Below are 17668 nucleotides of genomic sequence, written 5' to 3'. Positions count from 1 at the left end.
GCGCACAGCCCAAAGAATGATTTCGCCCTGAAAATGCCGACCATGGAAAGGATTCATATGCTGCACCTTTAGCTAAAACAGTCTTCAGCTTACCATTCGTGGTTATTTGCAACAGTGCCGTTTAAAGTGCGTGTGATAAATAGAAGTGTAATACAGGAAAATGGTAAGGTTTATCAGCCTAGTCATCTGTCCATTATGTAGAAAGAGCAGCACTTTAATGTTTATGCTGTTCCAATGTATTACATTCCGTACTTTCTATTTGTAACGTAATTTCAGTAATACTATGATTATGTTTTAGAACGTCTAAGGCCTTTTGATAGAGCTGATCTGGATTGCTATTAGGAGCAACTAAATGAGCAGTTAAATGAATGTTTTTTGAAGATATAGCCCAGACTTTCAACTGATGAATCCCTTCAACACCCTCTAGCATCAATAAATCATTTCTTAACGACTCAATATCAATCTCATCAGGAACCCCTTCAAGCAAAATATGGATACTTTGTTTTAATAAAACCCAAGTTCGAGGTAAGACCCAGAAGCCAATTAACACAGCGATTAAGGTATCTACCCACATCCACTGGGTAAAATAAATAACTATTCCTCCGATAATCACGCCTATCGATCCTAGAGCATCACTAAGAACTTCTAAATATGCACCTTTTATATTTAGACTTCCTTCAGCACTAGCAGAAAGGATTTTCATTGAAATCAAATTTACGACCAAACCAATGACCGCGACAATCATCATTTCAACACTTTGAATTTCAGCAGGGTTCGTAAAACGTTGATAAGCTTCATATACAATATATATTGCTACCACAAAAAGCATCACCGCATTAAACAGAGCCGCTAAAATTTCAAATCGCTGATAGCCAAAAGTTCTTTTATCATCTGCGGCTTTTTTACCAATTTTGATAGCGGCAAGAGCAATAGCTAAAGCGGCTACATCAGTAAACATATGAGCTGCATCAGATAACAAAGCCAAACTTTGGGTAATAAAAGCAGCGACAACTTCTACTATTAAAAAAGTAGTCGTTAAACCTAAGGCAACCATTAACTTCTTACTATTTTCTTCAGTAACAACCGCATGGCTATGATCATGATGTTCTGACATAAAATATTTTCCTTATTCTATTTATGATGAGCAGAGATATTGGATAACAGCCAATATCTCTGCTGTAAATCGACTAATCTATTGGATTAAGAAACTTTCTTTTCATTCATCCAGCGGTACAGTACGGGCAATAAAACCAATGTAAGCAGGGTAGAGGAGATAATTCCTCCAATAACCACTGTTGCTAAAGGTCTCTGTACTTCTGCCCCAGTTCCGGTTGCCAAAGCCATCGGGACAAACCCAAGGGACGCCACACAAGCGGTCATCAGCACAGGTCTAAGACGCAAAATTGCACCCTGCCACGTTGCATAATAAAGGTCATATTGTTGTCGCAACTCTTTGATAAAGGTGAGCATGACTAAGCCATTCAGTACAGCCACCCCCGATAGTGCAATGAAGCCAACCCCTGCTGACATGGATAATGGAATGTCACGCAACCACAACGCGATTAAGCCTCCACATAAGGCAAACGGTACACCACTAAAGACCAGTAAGCTTTCTTTGATATTATGGAATACAGCCATCAATAAAATAAAGATCGTCAACAATGCGAGCGGAACCACCAATTGCATACGCGCTTTTGCAGACATCAGATTTTGAAATTGACCGCCATAATCTATCCAATAACCGCTTGGTAATTCCTGTTTGGATAACGTGCTCTGAAGCTCTGTTACGAATGAGCCTAAATCACGTCCTTCTACATTTGCAGTAATAACCACTCGACGTTTACCATTTTCACGGCTGACCTGATTAATACCCAGGATATTTTCAACGCGTGCCACATCTTGCAGTTGGACTAAACCACCATTTGGCAATTGAATAGGAAGTACCGCTAACTGTTCAGGACTACGCTGGGATTCATCTAGACGGATGACAAAATCAAAACGCTTGTCTCCCTGTAAAATTGTTCCAACATTCTGGCCACCGACACTTGTAGCTACCAGATCCTGAATTGCTCTTACCGACAAGCCATATTGTGCAGCTCTGGACTTATCCACCTCTACATTCAACAAGGGTAAGCCACTGGTCTGTTCTACATTAACGGCTGTCGCGCCTGAAATTGAGTTAATTTTTTGAGAAATTTTATTCGCTTCGCGATTTAGAATCTCCATGTCATCACCAAATAATTTGACACCCACATCACTTCGCACCCCTGAAATTAACTCGTTAAAGCGCAGTTCAATGGGTTGCGAGAACTCACTGTTATTTCCCGGCAATGTCGCTAAGAAAGTAATCATTCTTTGGCGAAGCTCATCAATCGTTTGTTTTGGATCAGGCCATTCATCATGAGGTTTTAACAGTACCACGCCATCTGAAATGTTGGGTGGCATAACATCTGTGGCCACTTCTGCTGTACCGGTACGAGCAAAGATCGCTTTAATTTCAGGAAATTCTTTCAACAGTAACTTTTCAGTATTTTCCTGCATTCTCAGTGACTGTTCTAACCCTGTACTTGGGGAACGCATTTGCTGAACAGCAAAATCACCTTCACCCAGTTGAGGTGCAAACTCGCTACCTGTTTGAGTGGCTAGCACGCCCGTAAGCACTAAAATACAGGCAGCCACAATAGTCACAAATAAACGAAGCTCATAGGCTTTATCTAAAAGCAGTTCATATTTGGTTTTAAGCCAATGCATCCAGCGACTTTCGGTTTCCTTGACTTCTCCAGTGACAAATAGGGCAACTGCGGCTGGCACAAAAGTGACAGATAAAATCATGGCCCCAATTAAAGCCAGTACAACAGTCATTGCCATAGGATGGAAAAGTTTGGCTTCTACACCCGTCAGGGTAAAGATAGGTAGATAAACCACCAAAATAATTAACTGTCCAAAAATCAGAGGACGACGCGCCTGTTTTGCAGCCAAGAAGACTTCTTTAAATCTTTCAGAACGGCTAAGTAAACCACCTTTCAGCTTCTGAGCTTCTGCTAGCCGACGGATACAGTTTTCTACAATAACCACTGCACCATCAATAATAATACCGAAGTCCAGTGCCCCTAAACTCATCAGATTTGCACTAATCTTCTGCTCTGCCATTCCCGTCAAGGTAAACAGCATTGACAGTGGAATAACGCAAGCCGTGATCAGCGCAGCACGGAAATTACCTAGAAAGAGAAATAAAATAACAATGACGAGGATTGCACCCTCAATCAAATTTTTCTGAACGGTTTTGATCGCCCGATCAACCAAATGCGTACGGTCATACACAGTCTCAATCACCACACCTTTAGGTAGCGATTGCTGGATCGATTGCACCTTTTCATCAATGGCTTGAGCAACGGTACGGCTATTTTCTCCCATCATCATCATGGCAATACCCAATACAGTTTCTTCACCATTATAGGTTGCAGCCCCTGTTCTTAAGTCATGACCAATTGAGACATTGGCGACATCTGCCACCCGAATCGGATAGCCGTTTTTATTGGCAATACTGATGTTCTGGATATCTTCAATCGTGTTTAAAGTGCCGGGAACACGAACCGTTAGCTGTTGTCCATTTTTCTCAATATAGCCAGCACCACGGTTTTCATTATTCTCTGTTAAGGCAGTTTGTAAATCAGACAAAGGAATTTGCAATTGTTGCAATCGGTTCAGATCAGGGGCAACCACATAGGTTTTATTAAAGCCACCGATACTGTTGATCTCAGCAACGCCTTTTACGCGCTGTAATTGCGGTCTTACAATCCAATCCTGAATTTCACGTAAATCCATCGCCGAATAAGGGGTTCCATCCGGCTTTTTAGCATTTGGTTCGGCTTTAATCACCCATTGATAGATTTCACCTAAACCTGTCGAAATAGGCGACATGTTAGGTTGCACATCTTCAGGCATTTCTCCCATTGCTTCTTGCAAGCGCTGGTTGATAAGCTGTCTGGCCCAGTAAATATCCGTGCCATCTTCAAAAATGATGGTCACTTGCGATAAGCCGTAGCGTGAAATCGAACGGGTTTGTTCCATTTTCGGCATGCCTGACATGGCATTCTCGATTGGATATGTAATCCGCTGTTCCATTTCTAAAGCCGTAAAACCATTGGCTGAAGTGTTAATCTGCACCTGAGTATTGGTAATATCTGGTACAGCATCAATCGGTAACTTTTGATAACTATAAATACCAATAGCAATCCAAGCCGCAATAAACAGCATGACCCAGATTGCGTTATGGATAGAAAACTGGATCAGTCGATCAAACAGTCCTTCAGGTTTTACCGATTCGTGGTCTGGAATTTGAGGAGTTTCAGTGCTCATGTGAAGCCTCTCCTTTTTCCAGCTCGGATTTCAGTAAAAAACTGCCTTGAGCGGCATATTTTTGTCCCTGACTAAGCCCACTCACCACTTCAATCCATTGGCTCTCCCCAGATGATTGCCCTAATTTCACAGGTTGCGGACTGAATTCAACTTTTTGTCCATGCTGAGTGGCGACAAAAACCACATCTTTTTCATCGACATTCTGAACTGCGGACTTAAGTACCCGTAATGCGGTACTTTCACTCCGTTGTTGCAACTGTACGTTCACCATCAAGTTTGGACGTAATTCGGTTGCATTCGATTCAACTTTTGCTCGCACCTGAAGACGACCTGTTTGAATATCCGCTTCAGTATTTAAAGTCTGAATAACAGCTTGATAAACCTTTTCTGTTTGCAAGGATTTAAATTCGATCTTTTGATTCGGGGCTAAGCCCATAATTTCAGAATTTGGAACAATAAATTCAAGCCAGAGTTGATCTAACCGGTCTATCGTAAAGAGTTGATCGGCTAACTGAACATTTTCCCCGAGAACCAAATCCTTTTTACTGATCACGCCAGAAATTGGGGCTTTTAAAATATAGCGCCCGTTACTAGCATTCACTGCACCAAATGCGCTTAAACGTGATTGGGCCGCTTGAACCTGAATTTGTGCCCGTTTATAACTGTTATAAGCCCGTTGATAGTCCTGTTTTGCTGAGATACCCTGTGACCACAATTGACGCTCACGCTCAAAGTCTTGTTTCGCCAGTTCCAGATTGGTTTGTTCAATTTTAAGATTGGCCTGCTGATCAACTAGATCAGGAACAAGCAATGTAGCCAAAGGCTGCCCTTTCTGAACTTTTTGGCCGAGTTCTACATAAACATTTTCTACATGACCGCTAAAACTCGGTGAGACATGCGCTTGCTGATCCGTATTCACATTGAGTTTGGCAGGATAAGAACTTAATTTAACCACCGGACCTTGATCGACCGCTGATAACTGTATGCCCTGTTCCACCAGTTGCTTGGCCGTCAGGCTCACGCCTTCTGCATGCTCTTCGGTTTCACCGCCATGTTCTTCACTTCCATGTTCCTCTGCGCCTTCTTCCTCTGCATGTTCATCTGATGTTTCAGATTTATTCTTACCCGACAAGATCAAGAAAATACTGAGGAGTACGGTTGCGCCGATGACCAAACCAATCAGTAGAGGTTGAGAGATTTTTCCGCTCTGTTTTTTTAAGCTGTTTTTAAGATCGAACATGTTAATTTCCCCCACCAATGACAGGCATGGCCTGTATGTCTTGCCATAAGTTTTGATTGATTTGTGCAATAGCATCTTTCGACATGACTTCACTTGGGCTAATGCCTAAGCTCAAACTTTCTGCTTCAATGGCCTTTTGCCAGCCATCCCGTAACAACTGGACTTTACGCAGACGGATGTCTTGTAATTGAAGCGTGGCTTGCTGAACATCGGTTAAAGCAAACTTGCCTGCCAAGAAACCTTGTAGCGTCTTACTTTGAACTTGAGTCGCCAAAGGAATTTGAGTCTCGTCAACGACTTTGAATTGCAGCTCTAAACCCTGCAACTCGGTTAAAATTGTGCCTATTTGCAGCGCATTTTGCTTCAGATAAAACTCTTTCTGACGCTCTAATAAGTTCATTTTTTCTTGCGCGATTTTTATGCCATTTTGCTGACGATCGAAAATATTAAGCGGTACACTGACTCCGACTACTAATTGATTTTGTGTGGAGTTTTCCAAGGATTGGGTGCGGTTGACACCTAGGTTTAAAGTGGGGTTAGGACGTGCCTTTGCCCTTAGTTGATCAACCGTTGCTTGAGACTCTAATACCAGTAAAGCTCGATATTTCTCAACGTAGTTTTCCGCTAAATATTCTTGAACCTGCCCATGAGTCGATTTTGGCCAGAGCTTTTGTGAAGAGAGGTTTACCTGCAATGACTTATCAGACGTACCCCATAAATTTGATAATTGTTGGGTGGCCACTTGTACCTGTAAGTCTGCCTGTCTAAAAAGACGGATATTTTCAGCATGGCTTAAACGTGCGCGATTTACATCTACTTGGGCAATACTGCCTGCATTAAAGCGCTTTTCGATTGCTTGAAGGTTTTCTTGGCTCACCCGAAGTTGTTCATTGACAATGTTTTTTTCAAGTTCAGCAATGGCCAGTTGTGACCATACATATTTCACTGCAAGCTCAATTTGTGCTTGATAAATCTTCTGTTTCAGCGCTGTTTTATCTGTAGAGAGACTGGCTAATTTTTGGTTTGCTCTTCGCTCACCAAAAATATCCAAGGGTTGTGATATGCCAATGGTAAGCTCTTTTTCATTATTTGAACCAAATCCCGTTTGTTCAACTGACAGTTCAGGATTTTTAAACAGCTTACTTTGCTGAAGATTCGTGGCATTAATGCTGTTTTGCGTTTCCCAGAAATTTTGGGACGCTTGATATTGGTTAACCTGCTCAATAGCTTGCTGCAGCGTTAAATCTTGAGTACTGGCGACTACGGAAGTACTGAAGCTGATCATTGCAGATAGCAAGATACCGCTACCTAAGGCTGACCAGGATAAATTCAGGATGGAGGTATCCTGATGTAATTTGTTTTTTGACATGAAAATGCCCCACGCATAATGAAATTAGGAGTGGTGGGCTTTTATAAGACTACCCCACCAATAGTAGGGGCAAATCGGGAGGCGGGGTTAATTGATCCAGATAAGGGGGTTTATAAAAAGTTATTCCCAAATAAGTTGGGGTAATGCCGGTCTCAAAATTAGCTTTAAGCTTCAGATCATCGGGTGGGTCAATCTGAATCACGATTGTATTTGAGAAATGACTGCACTTTTCGTTAAAACAAACCTTCTGACAATAGTCATAGATTTCTTTATAGTTTTCTAGGGAATAAAGTGCTTGACGAGGACTATCACTCTTTTCGTCTAAATCGATTGGATTAGAGAGTATTGAATTGGGTATGTTTGGCATTTCATGCAGACACGCAGCCTCTGCCACACTCCAAATATTCTGGAATGTGAATAAGAGTACCAATATCTGGATTAGAAATGTTTTTCTCTTCATACACAAATCTGTATTTAAAACACCAATAAGAAGCTGTCCAGATCTATCTAAGATCTGATCACAAAATTTAAGTCACCTTAATCTTTTTGCAGCCTTAAGTAAAGATATACAGAATTTTTGAAAAAAGCATAGGTCTAGATAATCAAGCTAGATTTTTTAGAACTCCACATTGGTCAATTGTACATAAGCCATCACAAGTACCTCTTAAATCAGATAATTGTTCAATAAGCTTTTGTTGCTTGATTATATTTTCTCTGATAGCACTGACATGTAAGTCAATTAATTCATTCACATCTGAACAATTTTTCTTGGGATTATCTTTATAGGTGAGTAATTGACGAATTTCATTCAAACTCATATTTAAAGTTCGGCAATTCAAAATAAACTTAATTCGCTCAACATAGCCTATATCGTAAAGGCGGTAATTTCCTTCCGTTCTTTCGGGTTCCGGAATTAAACCTTCCTTTTCATAAAACCTAATTGTTAATACTGAACATGAGGTTTTTTTAGAGAGTTCACCAATTTTTAAATGCATTGAGTTGGTATTTCCAAAAAATCTTGACTCTATAGTAACTATAGGGATTCTAATATTCAAAGTTTATAAATTTTTTTAATGGGTATAACTATGAGTGGCTGTGGATGTAGTAAAGAAACACCATGCGAAGATAAGAAATCTCAACAAGAAAATCATCCATCAATTGCAGAAGCAAGCAATTCAAAGAATTGTGATAATACGCCTAGCTGTTGTGGTGAAGAGGAAGAAGAAAAATCTTCATCTCCTTGCTGTAACACTTCAAACAGTTGTGAAGATACCGCTCAATCCTGTTGTGGTTCTGATCCCAAAGAAAATTTAAGCACTGAAAACGTTTTAAAAGATTCGCACTACATGAGTGAATACTTAGTTCCCAAAATGGATTGTTCTGCGGAAGAACAGATGGTTCGTATGGCGCTATCTTCAATTGATGGTGTTCAAAAACTCATCTTTGATTTACCTAACCGGTCTTTAAAGGTTCTACATAATCAAAAAGATGAAAATATAACTACCAAACTTGAAGCTTTGGGTTTTGGTGCAAAGCTTGTGAAGACTGAAACTTATATAAGCAATCAACAGGCTAAGCAAACAAGTACCTATACCATTCCTAAAATGGATTGCTCTGCTGAAGAGCAAATGGTCCGTATGGCTCTTGCAGATATTGAAGCAGTTAAAGGTCTTACTTTTGATCTTCCCAATCGAAAACTGAAAGTCTTCCATAATGAAGGGATTCAGCAAATTACGGCTAAACTCGAAGGACTGGGTTTTGGGGCGAAACTTGATGAAACACAGCTTTCTACAGGCGATATACCTAATGAACCTGATCCTGTGAGACAAGCTAAAGTACTTAAACTGTTATTAGGAATTAATGCTCTACTGTTCTTTATAGAATTCATCAGCGGAATTATTGCTGCGTCTACAGGATTGATTGCTGATTCTCTAGATATGTTTGCCGATGCAGCCGTTTATGGTATTGCGCTATATGCCGTCGGAAAAGCTGCGAAATATCAAGTGAAAGCAGCCCATTTCGCAGGTTGGATTCAGTTATTACTTGCTGTCATCGTGATTATTGATGTCATTAGACGATTCATGTTTGGAAGCGAGCCAGAATCAACGCTCATGATTGTTATTGGCCTGCTCGCACTTATAGCTAACGTGACATGCTTATATCTTATTTCTGGTCATCGAGAAGATGGCGCACATATGAAAGCCAGTTGGATTTTCTCGGCGAATGACGTTGTCGTAAATATGGGCGTTATATTTGCCGGTGTACTCGTGGCGTGGACGGGATCAGCTTATCCAGACTTAATCATTGGCATCCTGGTTTCTTTATTCGTGCTTAATGGTGCTCGAAAGATTTTGGCTTTGAAGTAAGAGTATCGAAAATGAATCTATTTCAAGTTAAACAAAATCAGATCGTCAAAATTAGAGATCTCAAAAAAGGTAATCAATACAGTCATACCACTGATCCCGTATTGGAACGGCTCCAACTATTAGGTTTTAGAGAGGGTGAAACTCTACAAGTACTCGCTAAAGGTGTTTTTGGCGGAGATCCTGTTTTAGTTCAGATTGAAACTTCAAGATTCGCATTAAGAAAGAATGAAGCTGAAAGAATTTTTGTAGAGTTAGTATCCAATGAAGATTAAGAATATTGCATTAGTCGGTAATCCAAATTGCGGAAAAACCTCTTTATTTAATACACTTACTGGTACGCGACAAAAAGTTGCCAACTATGCTGGGGTTACCGTAGAAAGAAAAGAAGGTTCTTTTAACTTACCTTCTGGTGATGCAATACGAGTATTGGACTTACCCGGAACTTACAGTTTAAAACCTAGTAGTTTAGATGAAGAAGTCACCAGGGCAGTTTGTTTGGGCGAGCTAAAAGGTGAAATTCTACCCGACATTTTTATATGCGTCGTAGATGCCACAAATTTAAGCTTACATTTGAGCTTGGTTCTCGAAGTTCGTGCTTTAAATCGCCCTATGATTCTTGTATTAAATATGATGGATGAGGTCAAAAAGCGTGGTATTTCCATTGATAAGGATAAACTGTCTCAACTGTTAGGTATCCCTGTAGTTGAAGCTGTCGCAGTTAAAACAAAAGGAATTCAAGATTTAATTAATCAATTAGATCAAAAAAATCTTTTTATTACTCCTTATCATTCTGAATTAAGTCATTTTGAACAGGTCAAACAAATCACCAAACAAGTTATTTTAAATAATGACAATGGTGATAAAAGAACCGCATTTCTAGATAAAATTTTTCTACATCCTGTATTAGGTTTAGTAATCTTAACTTTAACCATGTTTGTGATGTTCCAAGCGGTATTTATATGGGCAACACCTTTTATAGAATTCATTGAAAATTTTGTCGCATGGCTCAGTGATTTTATTGGACCACTAATCCAACATCCTCTATTAAAAAGCTTGGTTGTGGATGGGGTAATTGCTGGTGCAGGTAGCGTGCTTGCATATATGCCTCAGATTTTGATTTTATTCTTCTTCATTTTAATGCTTGAAGAGTCAGGCTATTTACCCCGGGCAGCATTTCTTTTAGATAAATTAATGTCTAAAGCCGGGCTTAGCGGCCGTTCATTTATTCCTCTGCTATCCAGTTTTGCTTGTGCCATTCCCGGAATTATGGCAACCAGAAGTATCAGCTCTGAACGGGACCGATTAGCAACAATTATGATTGCACCCTTGATGACCTGTTCAGCAAGATTGCCAGTATATGCTTTATTGATCGCGGCATTTATTCCCAACCAATTAATCTACGGCTGGTTAAGTCTGCAAGGATTAGTCCTTTTTGGTCTTTATATGTCGGGAATAGTCTCAGCGTTATTAGTTTCAGTCTTTCTGAAGTTGGTTCGAAAAGATAAAACTGAAAGTATTTTTATTTTTGAACTTCCCACATACCGAATTCCAGATATTAGAAATATTGCATTAGGCTTATATGATAGGGCAACTATTTTCTTAAAACGAGTTGGTGGCATTATCGTTGCGCTGTCTATCTTGTTATGGGTGCTAGTCACGTTCCCTCAACCACCAGATAATGCAACCATGCCGGCCATTAACTATAGTTTAGCTGGTCAGTTAGGGCATTTAATTCATCCTATATTTGCGCCTATTGGGTTTACATGGGAAATATGTATTGCACTCATTCCTGCTATGGCAGCAAGGGAAGTTGTAATTGCTGCTCTTGGGGTAATTTATGCGATGTCAGGTGATGAAGATACAGTAACTCAAAGTCTGTTAAGTCAAATTTCAGGCCCGGATGGATGGGGGTTAGCCACAGGTTTATCATTATTGGTATGGTTTATTTTTGCTCCCCATTGTCTTGCTACGTTAGCAACAATTAGACGAGAAACTGGCAGCTGGAAACAGCCCATCATTATGGCAACTTATTTGTTTGCATTAGCCTACATCTTTTCATTCATCACATATCAAGTTGCGAGTAATCTTTAATTAGCAAATGAATAAAATAAGGGAGCTAGCTCCCTTATTTTATTGAAATACTCACTATAAATGAAGCGCTTTTACAAGAAAAACTGTATAGATATCAATAATATTAAACAGCTTCCTAAGAAAACTTCTAATTTAATTATAAATTATGAAAGAGTTCCCTCTTTTTAGTGCAATTCATGAAATTAGGTTTAAATATCAAAAATTATGGCTTAATGAAGAGCATGATCTTGTAGACACTTTTAGTGAAATAATAATCAAAATATTGGAATGCTCCCAGTAGCCTAGACACAAAACCGATTCTAAAATTCTTATACTCGATATGGATAATTATTCTGAAAATTTTTTAGTATTAATTTCTTGTAGATAAGTGAAGATCTCATCTACTGTAGCTCTCGCTGTTCTAGAAACGCCAATTAATGTTGCAGATGCCATACCTGTCCAATCTCCATATCCAACTAACCACAAGTTAGGTAACTTAATAGACCTTCCATTTTGAACTTCTACAAAGTTATCTCGCTCTACTATATCTATACTTTTTAGATGATTTAATGAAGCCTTAAATCCAGTACACCAAATAATCACATCAATTTTCTCTTTTTTTCCATCTGGCCAAATAACTGCATCTGTAGCTAAAGATTGAAAAGGTGGACGGCTATGTAAGACTCCTCTATTCCTTGCCTCTTTGACACTATCGATCATCACAATATCACCTAGGCCACCTATTGGCTGGTCAACTTTTCTTCCTTCTTGTTGTACTTTTAAACGCTCAGTTGCTCTTAAAAACAGTACTCGACCATCGACATCATCAGGTAAAAATTGAGGCGGAGTTTTTGTGACCCAAATGGTTTCAGCAACTTGTGAAACCTCAGCGAGTATTTGCGCGCCCGAATTCCCCCCACCCACCACGATGACTTTCTTATCTTTAAATGAATCTGCATTCAGGTAATGGGCTGAATGTAACTGCGTGCCTTGAAAGTTTTCCTGTCCCGGATAATCAGGAATAAACGGCTGGCGCCATGTCCCTGTTGCACTGACCACCACCTTGGCTCGCCAAAACTTTTCTCCAGCATATACGTCTAAATACTTTCCCTTCGATTCCACACGATCGACATGTACTGGACGAACAATCGAAAATTGATATCTCTGTTCATAAGCCGATAAATACTGGATCACCTCATTTCGTGTTGGATAGGTCTGTTCAGTGATGGGCATCATCCAACCGGATAGAGAACTCCAGGTATTAGGAGAAAAAAGACGAAATGACTCCCAGGTATGCAGCCAGGCACCCCCCGCTTGATTTTGCTCATCCAATATAATGAATGGGATTTTCTTGCGCTTTAAAAAATAAGCGGTAGATAAAGCGGCCTGCCCACCACCGATAATGATCACATCAGTTTCAGTCTGTTTCTGGTTCAAAGCCTTCACCTTTTCCTTATTTATCTCTGACTTCTTTAATGTAAAAACCCAATCATGAAGACTGGGTTTTTACAATATTCATTGTACCTTTAACAGCACTTCATCGGTACAGCATAAAAGTGTTACTGACCTGGCAATGAGGCGCAGTATTTAATACCATCCAGCATTTATAAACTGCGCTGATTTACACGCTTGGACAACTCTTCAGCCGATTCCTTGCGTTCAGAATAACGATCTGTCAGGTATTTGCTTTGTCCACGAGTCAGTAGGGTGAACTTAAATAACTCTTCCATCACATCCACAATCCGGTCATAGAAAGCCGAAGGTTTCATTCGTCCATCTTCTTCAAACTCCAAAAAAGCTTTTGGAACTGAAGACTGATTTGGAATGGTGATCATCCGCATCCACCGCCCCAAAATACGCATCTGGTTCAGGCTGTTAAATGACTGTGATCCGCCACTGACTTGCATCAAGGCAAGAGTTTTACCTTGGGTAGCACGGATTGCCCCTCCTGCCAGTGGAATCCAGTCGATTTGAGATTTAAAGATTGAACTCATAGAACCATGGCGTTCAGGTGAACACCAGACCATGCCTTCTGACCATGCTAAAAGCTCATGCAGTTCTTTTACTTTTGGATGCTCAGTATCCGCATCTTCTGGTAAAGGAAGCCCTTTAGGATGAAAGATTTTTATTTCCGCCCCAAAATGCTCAAGGATTCGACCGGCTTCAAGAACTGCAAGGCGACTGTAAGAACGTTCTCGATTAGAGCCATACAGCAGCAAAATTCGCGGAGGATGAGCAAGTTCTTTGGCTTGAACTTTTTCAAAGGTGGGTTGCTCAAGAAGATTTAGATCTACATTTGGGAGATTCATAGAGTTAGGCCTCTTTAAAAACTTTCTTTCTCAGCCAGAGTGAAACACTCACCAAGGCAATCAACACAGGAACTTCGACCAGTGGGCCAATAATCGTGGTAAAAGCAACAGGCGAAGCGATACCAAAAGTTGCAATCGCTACTGCAAGTGATAATTCAAAATTATTCCCCGCTGCGGTAAATGCAATTGCTGTGGTCTTAGGATAGTCATTGCCCATCCATTTACTCATAAAGAAGCTGATGAAGAACATTAAAACGAAGTAAATGGTTAAAGGAATCGCGATGCGTAAAACTTCAAGCGGAAGACTCACGACATCACCGCCTTTTAGGCTAAACATGGCCAGAATGGTGAACAGCAAAGCCATTAAACTCAGCGGACTGATTTTCGGAATGAACTTGGTTTCATACCATTCCACGCCTTTCTGTTTCACCAAAATCCATCGCGTTAAGAAACCTAATAAGAACGGAATACCAAGATAAACCAGAACAGCATGGGTGATGGTCCAGAAATCGACATTAATGACCTGCGAAGCGACACCAAAATAGGGTGGAAGGAAGGTCAGGAATAACCAGGCATAGGTACTGAAAAATAGAATCTGGAAGATGCTGTTAAAGGCAACTAATGCTGCAACATATTGATTATCACCACAGGCCAAGCCATTCCACACCAGAACCATGGCAATACATCGAGCAAGACCAATCAGGATGACACCGGTCATATATTCTGGATAACTATGTAAAAATATGATTGCCAGGGCAAACATGAGTACTGGCGCGATCAGCCAGTTTTGTACTAAGGACAAAGTAAGGGTTTTCTTATCCTTAAACACTTGTGGCAAAGTCGCATAGTTCACTTTTGCCAGTGGTGGATACATCATTAGAATAAGACCAATCGCGATTGGAATATTCACTGAATCAATGCTTAATTTATCGAGTGCGACAGAAGCCTGAGGAAAGAAGTTTCCGATGGCAATGCCTAAGGCCATGGCAATAAAAATCCATAGCGTCAGGTTGCGATCTAAAAAAGATAAGCGTTTTTCAGACATTTCACTTACTCAACGTTCGAAATTTGATTAATTGCTGCAATCAATTCTGAGCGAGATAGTTTATCTACATTAAGTTTAAATAAAGCATCTAAGCGACGATTGATATGTTCAACAGTGCTCATAAAGGCTTTCATTTTTTCTTCTTTATTCACGTCTAAGTGTGAAGGATCAGCCAAGCCCCAATGTGCCTTGATTGCTCCACCCAAATAAAGTGGACATGCTTCTTGAGCAGCAGAATCACATACTGTGATCACAACATCAGGTTGATATTGTTCACAATCATTAATCGTTTTACTCCATAAACCTTCGGTAGATAATCCTAAGTTTTCAAGGGTTTCTAAAGTTAGCGGGTGAACTTGACCTGAAGGCTTACTCCCAGCGCTATAGGCTTTCCAACCTTCTGGTGCTCGGCTATTAAACAAAACTTCAGACAAAATGCTACGGCAGCTATTTCCAGTACATAAAAATAAAAATTTCATTGAATTACTCACAATAACTATTTACAGAAAGGGGGTGTTGATCATCCAGCTTTGATTGAGATTGAACCGTCTTCAAAATATCTAAAATTTCATAACACCAGTTGGCCAATTTTGGATTGATACTGTAGTAAACCCATTGGCCTTGTCTGCGATCTTGAAGTAGCCCTGAAGCACGTAAAAGGGCTAAATGTCTTGAAATTTTCGGTTGACTGAGTTGTAGTTTTTCAGTCAAATCACATACACATAGTTCTTTATTTTCAACAATTAATGTCACTATATTGAGACGTGTTTCATCTGATAAGCATTTAAAAAAATTAACTTGATCCATATAAATCTCCTTCACATTCTTTCCATTCAAGAGATGAGAAAGTACTATTTAATTCTTTGGCCATTTTCATCAATAATTTTTTCACCATCTTCTTTGCTAAATGCGCCTTTCTGAGGAAACGGGAGAATATCCAAAACAACTTCAGAAGGACGACACAAACGTGTACCTAAATCCGTAACAACGAATGGGCGGTTAATCAAAATAGGATGTTGAAGCATAAAATTTAAAAGCTGTTCATCAGACCAATCTTCCCGAACAATTTCTAAATCAGAATATGGAGGTACATTTTTACGAATTGCTTCTCTAACACTTAAACCAGCACTACGAATAAGTTCAATTAATTCTGCTTTCGAAGGTGGGGTAATTAGATATTCAATAACGATTGGTTCAATTCCTGCATTTTGAATTAAAGCTAAGGTATTCCTTGATGTACCACACTCAGGATTGTGATAAATCTTTATGGTCGAGAACATTTTGACTAACACTGCTATTAGAAACTCAGATATACTTATATACGTATTTCCACATATATGTAAATACGTATATTGATTTTATTTAAATTACTTAATGTCAATAAATGTATATATATTCTTGCAAATTCTTATGAGTGAGAAAAAACTCGTTATTTAAATATGTAAATTTAGAGTATACCCTAAAGTTACAATCTGAAAGTTCATGAAATTATGTATCATTTAAATGATTTTTAATCATAAGTAACATGTAACTTTAGTGTTAAAGATTTATAATTTACGAAATTGTTCATTTTTATCCAATTGGGGCGTGAAAAAGTGAAAGGCCAAAAAGTAGGGTATGTCCGGGTAAGTTCTGTCGAGCAAAACACTGGACGTCAACTTGAAGGAATTGAGGTTGATCGGATTTTTGTTGACCGTGCTTCAGGTAAAAATACTGACCGACCTAAATTTCAGGAAATGTTGAACTATGTCCGGGAAGGGGACAGGGTGATTGTACATTCAATGGATCGTTTTGCGCGAAGCCTAAAAGATTTGGTCACTGAAGTAGATAAACTGGTCAAACGAGGAATCGCCATCCAGTTTGTAAAAGAAAATATTACTTTTACAGCCGAATCCACCCCGATGGATAATTTGATGCTTCAAATGATGGGTGCTTTTGCACAGTTCGAACGTGAGATCATTTTAGAGCGGCAAAAGGAAGGAATAAAACTCGCCTCTGCTCAGGGGAAGTACAAAGGTCGGGTGCATAAACTAAAGCCTGACCAAGCTGAAGCTTTACGACAAGCATGGAAGGAGGGGAAGTATCCATCGAAAATGGCATTAGGGAAAGCTTTTGGGATTAGTCGTCAGGCGGTATACCGATATTTACAAGTTAGTGAATAGCTTATTGGGATTAGCAACTAAATTTAGTTTAACTTATAAAAATCATGAAACACTGTTCAAATTTTAAGCGTGGAACATGAATAATCAATAAAAAGCCGCTCTGGTGTCCTATATTCCAGAACGGCTTGCTTTAATATAATGATATTTAAAGAGAAATATCAAGCATTACATATAAGGTGTATTATGTTAATTTTAGAAAAAATTGATAATTAATGAGTAAAATATGCATAAATTTTGGAAAATTTTTATCGGATTAAATCTATTTGGATTCATAATTTCAATATCAAATTTCTTTTTCATGCTATTTTACCCAATTATATTTTGTATAAATTCAGCATCAAGTTTGCTCATTTATATAATCTTTAGGTTTATAAAAAAACATAAAGTTAATAATTTTTTGAATATCCTTTTTTCTACAATTTTAGTAATTTTTTTAAATATTTTAATAAGCTACACTTTTTTTAGTTTAGATAAAATGTCTCAGATAATGATATATGCATCAATCATATATCTATGTTTTCAGCTTTTAATGATAGTTCTGCTAGAAGCTGCTCTTTAACTCATTTATTTTCATTTAACATAATGGCTGTTATGCGAAGTCGACTTGTAATGCAATTTGCATTACAATATTCCTAGTACATTAAATACTTGGGAAATATGATGGCTACTGTTAACTTCAGGATCGATGAAGCCCTTAAAGAAAAATCTTATTCAATCCTTAAAGAGCAAGGTATTGCACCTACGGATT

17 protein-coding genes are annotated in these 17668 nt (G+C 39.1%); 5 read left to right on the top strand and 12 right to left on the bottom strand.

The annotated features are described in order from the left end of the window. Positions 1–214 precede the first annotated feature (214 nt). The 6 genes from ACP7BU_RS14790 to cadR all read right to left on the bottom strand — a co-directional run bounded on the left by ACP7BU_RS14790 (position 215) and on the right by cadR (position 7963). A complete protein-coding gene (locus ACP7BU_RS14790; RefSeq protein WP_425880169.1) occupies positions 215–1114 on the bottom strand; it encodes a cation diffusion facilitator family transporter in 900 nt (299 codons plus the stop codon). Between the two features lie 86 nt (positions 1115–1200). Beyond that, complete coding sequence (locus ACP7BU_RS14785; RefSeq protein ID WP_004733184.1) at positions 1201–4359, bottom strand: efflux RND transporter permease subunit; 3159 nt, start codon at positions 4357–4359, stop codon at positions 1201–1203. Continuing rightward, positions 4349–5599, bottom strand: coding sequence for an efflux RND transporter periplasmic adaptor subunit (locus ACP7BU_RS14780; RefSeq protein WP_425880170.1), 1251 nt, complete (start codon positions 5597–5599; stop codon positions 4349–4351). Before ACP7BU_RS14780 ends, ACP7BU_RS14785 begins: the two co-directional genes overlap by 11 nt. A gap of 1 nt (position 5600) precedes the next feature. Continuing rightward, complete coding sequence (locus ACP7BU_RS14775; RefSeq protein WP_425880171.1) at positions 5601–6968, bottom strand: TolC family protein; 1368 nt, start codon at positions 6966–6968, stop codon at positions 5601–5603. 49 nt (positions 6969–7017) lie between these two features. Further along, the gene (locus tag ACP7BU_RS14770; protein ID WP_004733191.1) at positions 7018–7428 is read right to left on the bottom strand and encodes a hypothetical protein; all 411 of its coding nucleotides are present in this window, start codon (positions 7426–7428) and stop codon (positions 7018–7020) included. A gap of 142 nt (positions 7429–7570) precedes the next feature. Next, complete coding sequence (cadR, locus tag ACP7BU_RS14765; RefSeq protein WP_004281856.1) at positions 7571–7963, bottom strand: Cd(II)/Pb(II)-responsive transcriptional regulator; 393 nt, start codon at positions 7961–7963, stop codon at positions 7571–7573. A 90-nt stretch (positions 7964–8053) separates the two neighbouring features. Here cadR and ACP7BU_RS14760 point away from each other — a divergent pair, with 90 nt between their 5' ends. The 3 genes from ACP7BU_RS14760 to feoB are packed head-to-tail and all read left to right on the top strand — an operon-like array spanning position 8054 to position 11425. After that, positions 8054–9334: a cation transporter gene (locus tag ACP7BU_RS14760; protein WP_005407391.1), complete on the top strand. Its 1281-nt coding sequence runs from the start codon at positions 8054–8056 to the stop codon at positions 9332–9334. A gap of 11 nt (positions 9335–9345) precedes the next feature. Beyond that, positions 9346–9606, top strand: coding sequence for a FeoA family protein (locus ACP7BU_RS14755; RefSeq protein WP_004665962.1), 261 nt, complete (start codon positions 9346–9348; stop codon positions 9604–9606). Beyond that, the gene (feoB, locus tag ACP7BU_RS14750) at positions 9596–11425 is read left to right on the top strand and encodes a ferrous iron transporter B (RefSeq protein WP_425880172.1); all 1830 of its coding nucleotides are present in this window, start codon (positions 9596–9598) and stop codon (positions 11423–11425) included. Before ACP7BU_RS14755 ends, feoB begins: the two co-directional genes overlap by 11 nt. 327 nt (positions 11426–11752) lie before the next feature. On the opposite strand, the gene ACP7BU_RS14745 is transcribed toward feoB, so the two are convergent. The 6 genes from ACP7BU_RS14745 to arsC form a co-directional block, all read right to left on the bottom strand. After that, complete coding sequence (locus tag ACP7BU_RS14745) at positions 11753–12841, bottom strand: ArsO family NAD(P)H-dependent flavin-containing monooxygenase (RefSeq protein ID WP_312323504.1); 1089 nt, start codon at positions 12839–12841, stop codon at positions 11753–11755. A gap of 167 nt (positions 12842–13008) precedes the next feature. Further along, entirely contained in the window at positions 13009–13713 is a 705-nt protein-coding gene (arsH, locus tag ACP7BU_RS14740; RefSeq protein WP_004644739.1) for an arsenical resistance protein ArsH, read from the bottom strand. Positions 13714–13717: 4 nt separating this feature from the next. Then, positions 13718–14758 (bottom strand): ACR3 family arsenite efflux transporter, encoded by a 1041-nt coding sequence (arsB, locus tag ACP7BU_RS14735; protein WP_004644740.1) that lies wholly within the window; start codon positions 14756–14758, stop codon positions 13718–13720. A 5-nt stretch (positions 14759–14763) separates the two neighbouring features. Next, positions 14764–15237, bottom strand: coding sequence for an arsenate reductase ArsC (locus ACP7BU_RS14730; RefSeq protein WP_004781073.1), 474 nt, complete (start codon positions 15235–15237; stop codon positions 14764–14766). Positions 15238–15241: 4 nt separating this feature from the next. Then, positions 15242–15565, bottom strand: a complete 324-nt coding sequence (locus ACP7BU_RS14725) for a metalloregulator ArsR/SmtB family transcription factor (protein WP_004644742.1) — start codon at positions 15563–15565, stop codon at positions 15242–15244. Between the two features lie 44 nt (positions 15566–15609). Next, a complete protein-coding gene (gene arsC / locus ACP7BU_RS14720) occupies positions 15610–16038 on the bottom strand; it encodes an arsenate reductase (glutaredoxin) (RefSeq protein ID WP_004733243.1) in 429 nt (142 codons plus the stop codon). Between the two features lie 315 nt (positions 16039–16353). Between arsC and ACP7BU_RS14715 the strand changes: the two genes are divergently transcribed. Together ACP7BU_RS14715 and ACP7BU_RS14710 are read left to right on the top strand one after the other, a co-directional pair. Beyond that, positions 16354–16920, top strand: a complete 567-nt coding sequence (locus ACP7BU_RS14715; protein WP_000678311.1) for a recombinase family protein — start codon at positions 16354–16356, stop codon at positions 16918–16920. 660 nt (positions 16921–17580) lie between these two features. After that, positions 17581–17668: type II toxin-antitoxin system RelB/DinJ family antitoxin (locus ACP7BU_RS14710; protein WP_425880198.1), on the top strand; the 88-nt coding region annotated here is incomplete at its 3' end.

The sequence above is a fragment of the Acinetobacter sp. 40AMC3-4 genome (assembly GCF_049898185.1).
In the GTDB taxonomy this organism is placed as follows: domain Bacteria; phylum Pseudomonadota; class Gammaproteobacteria; order Pseudomonadales; family Moraxellaceae; genus Acinetobacter.
The sequence above is the reverse complement of the archived record's forward strand: the minus strand, read 5'-3'. Positions and strand labels throughout refer to the sequence as shown.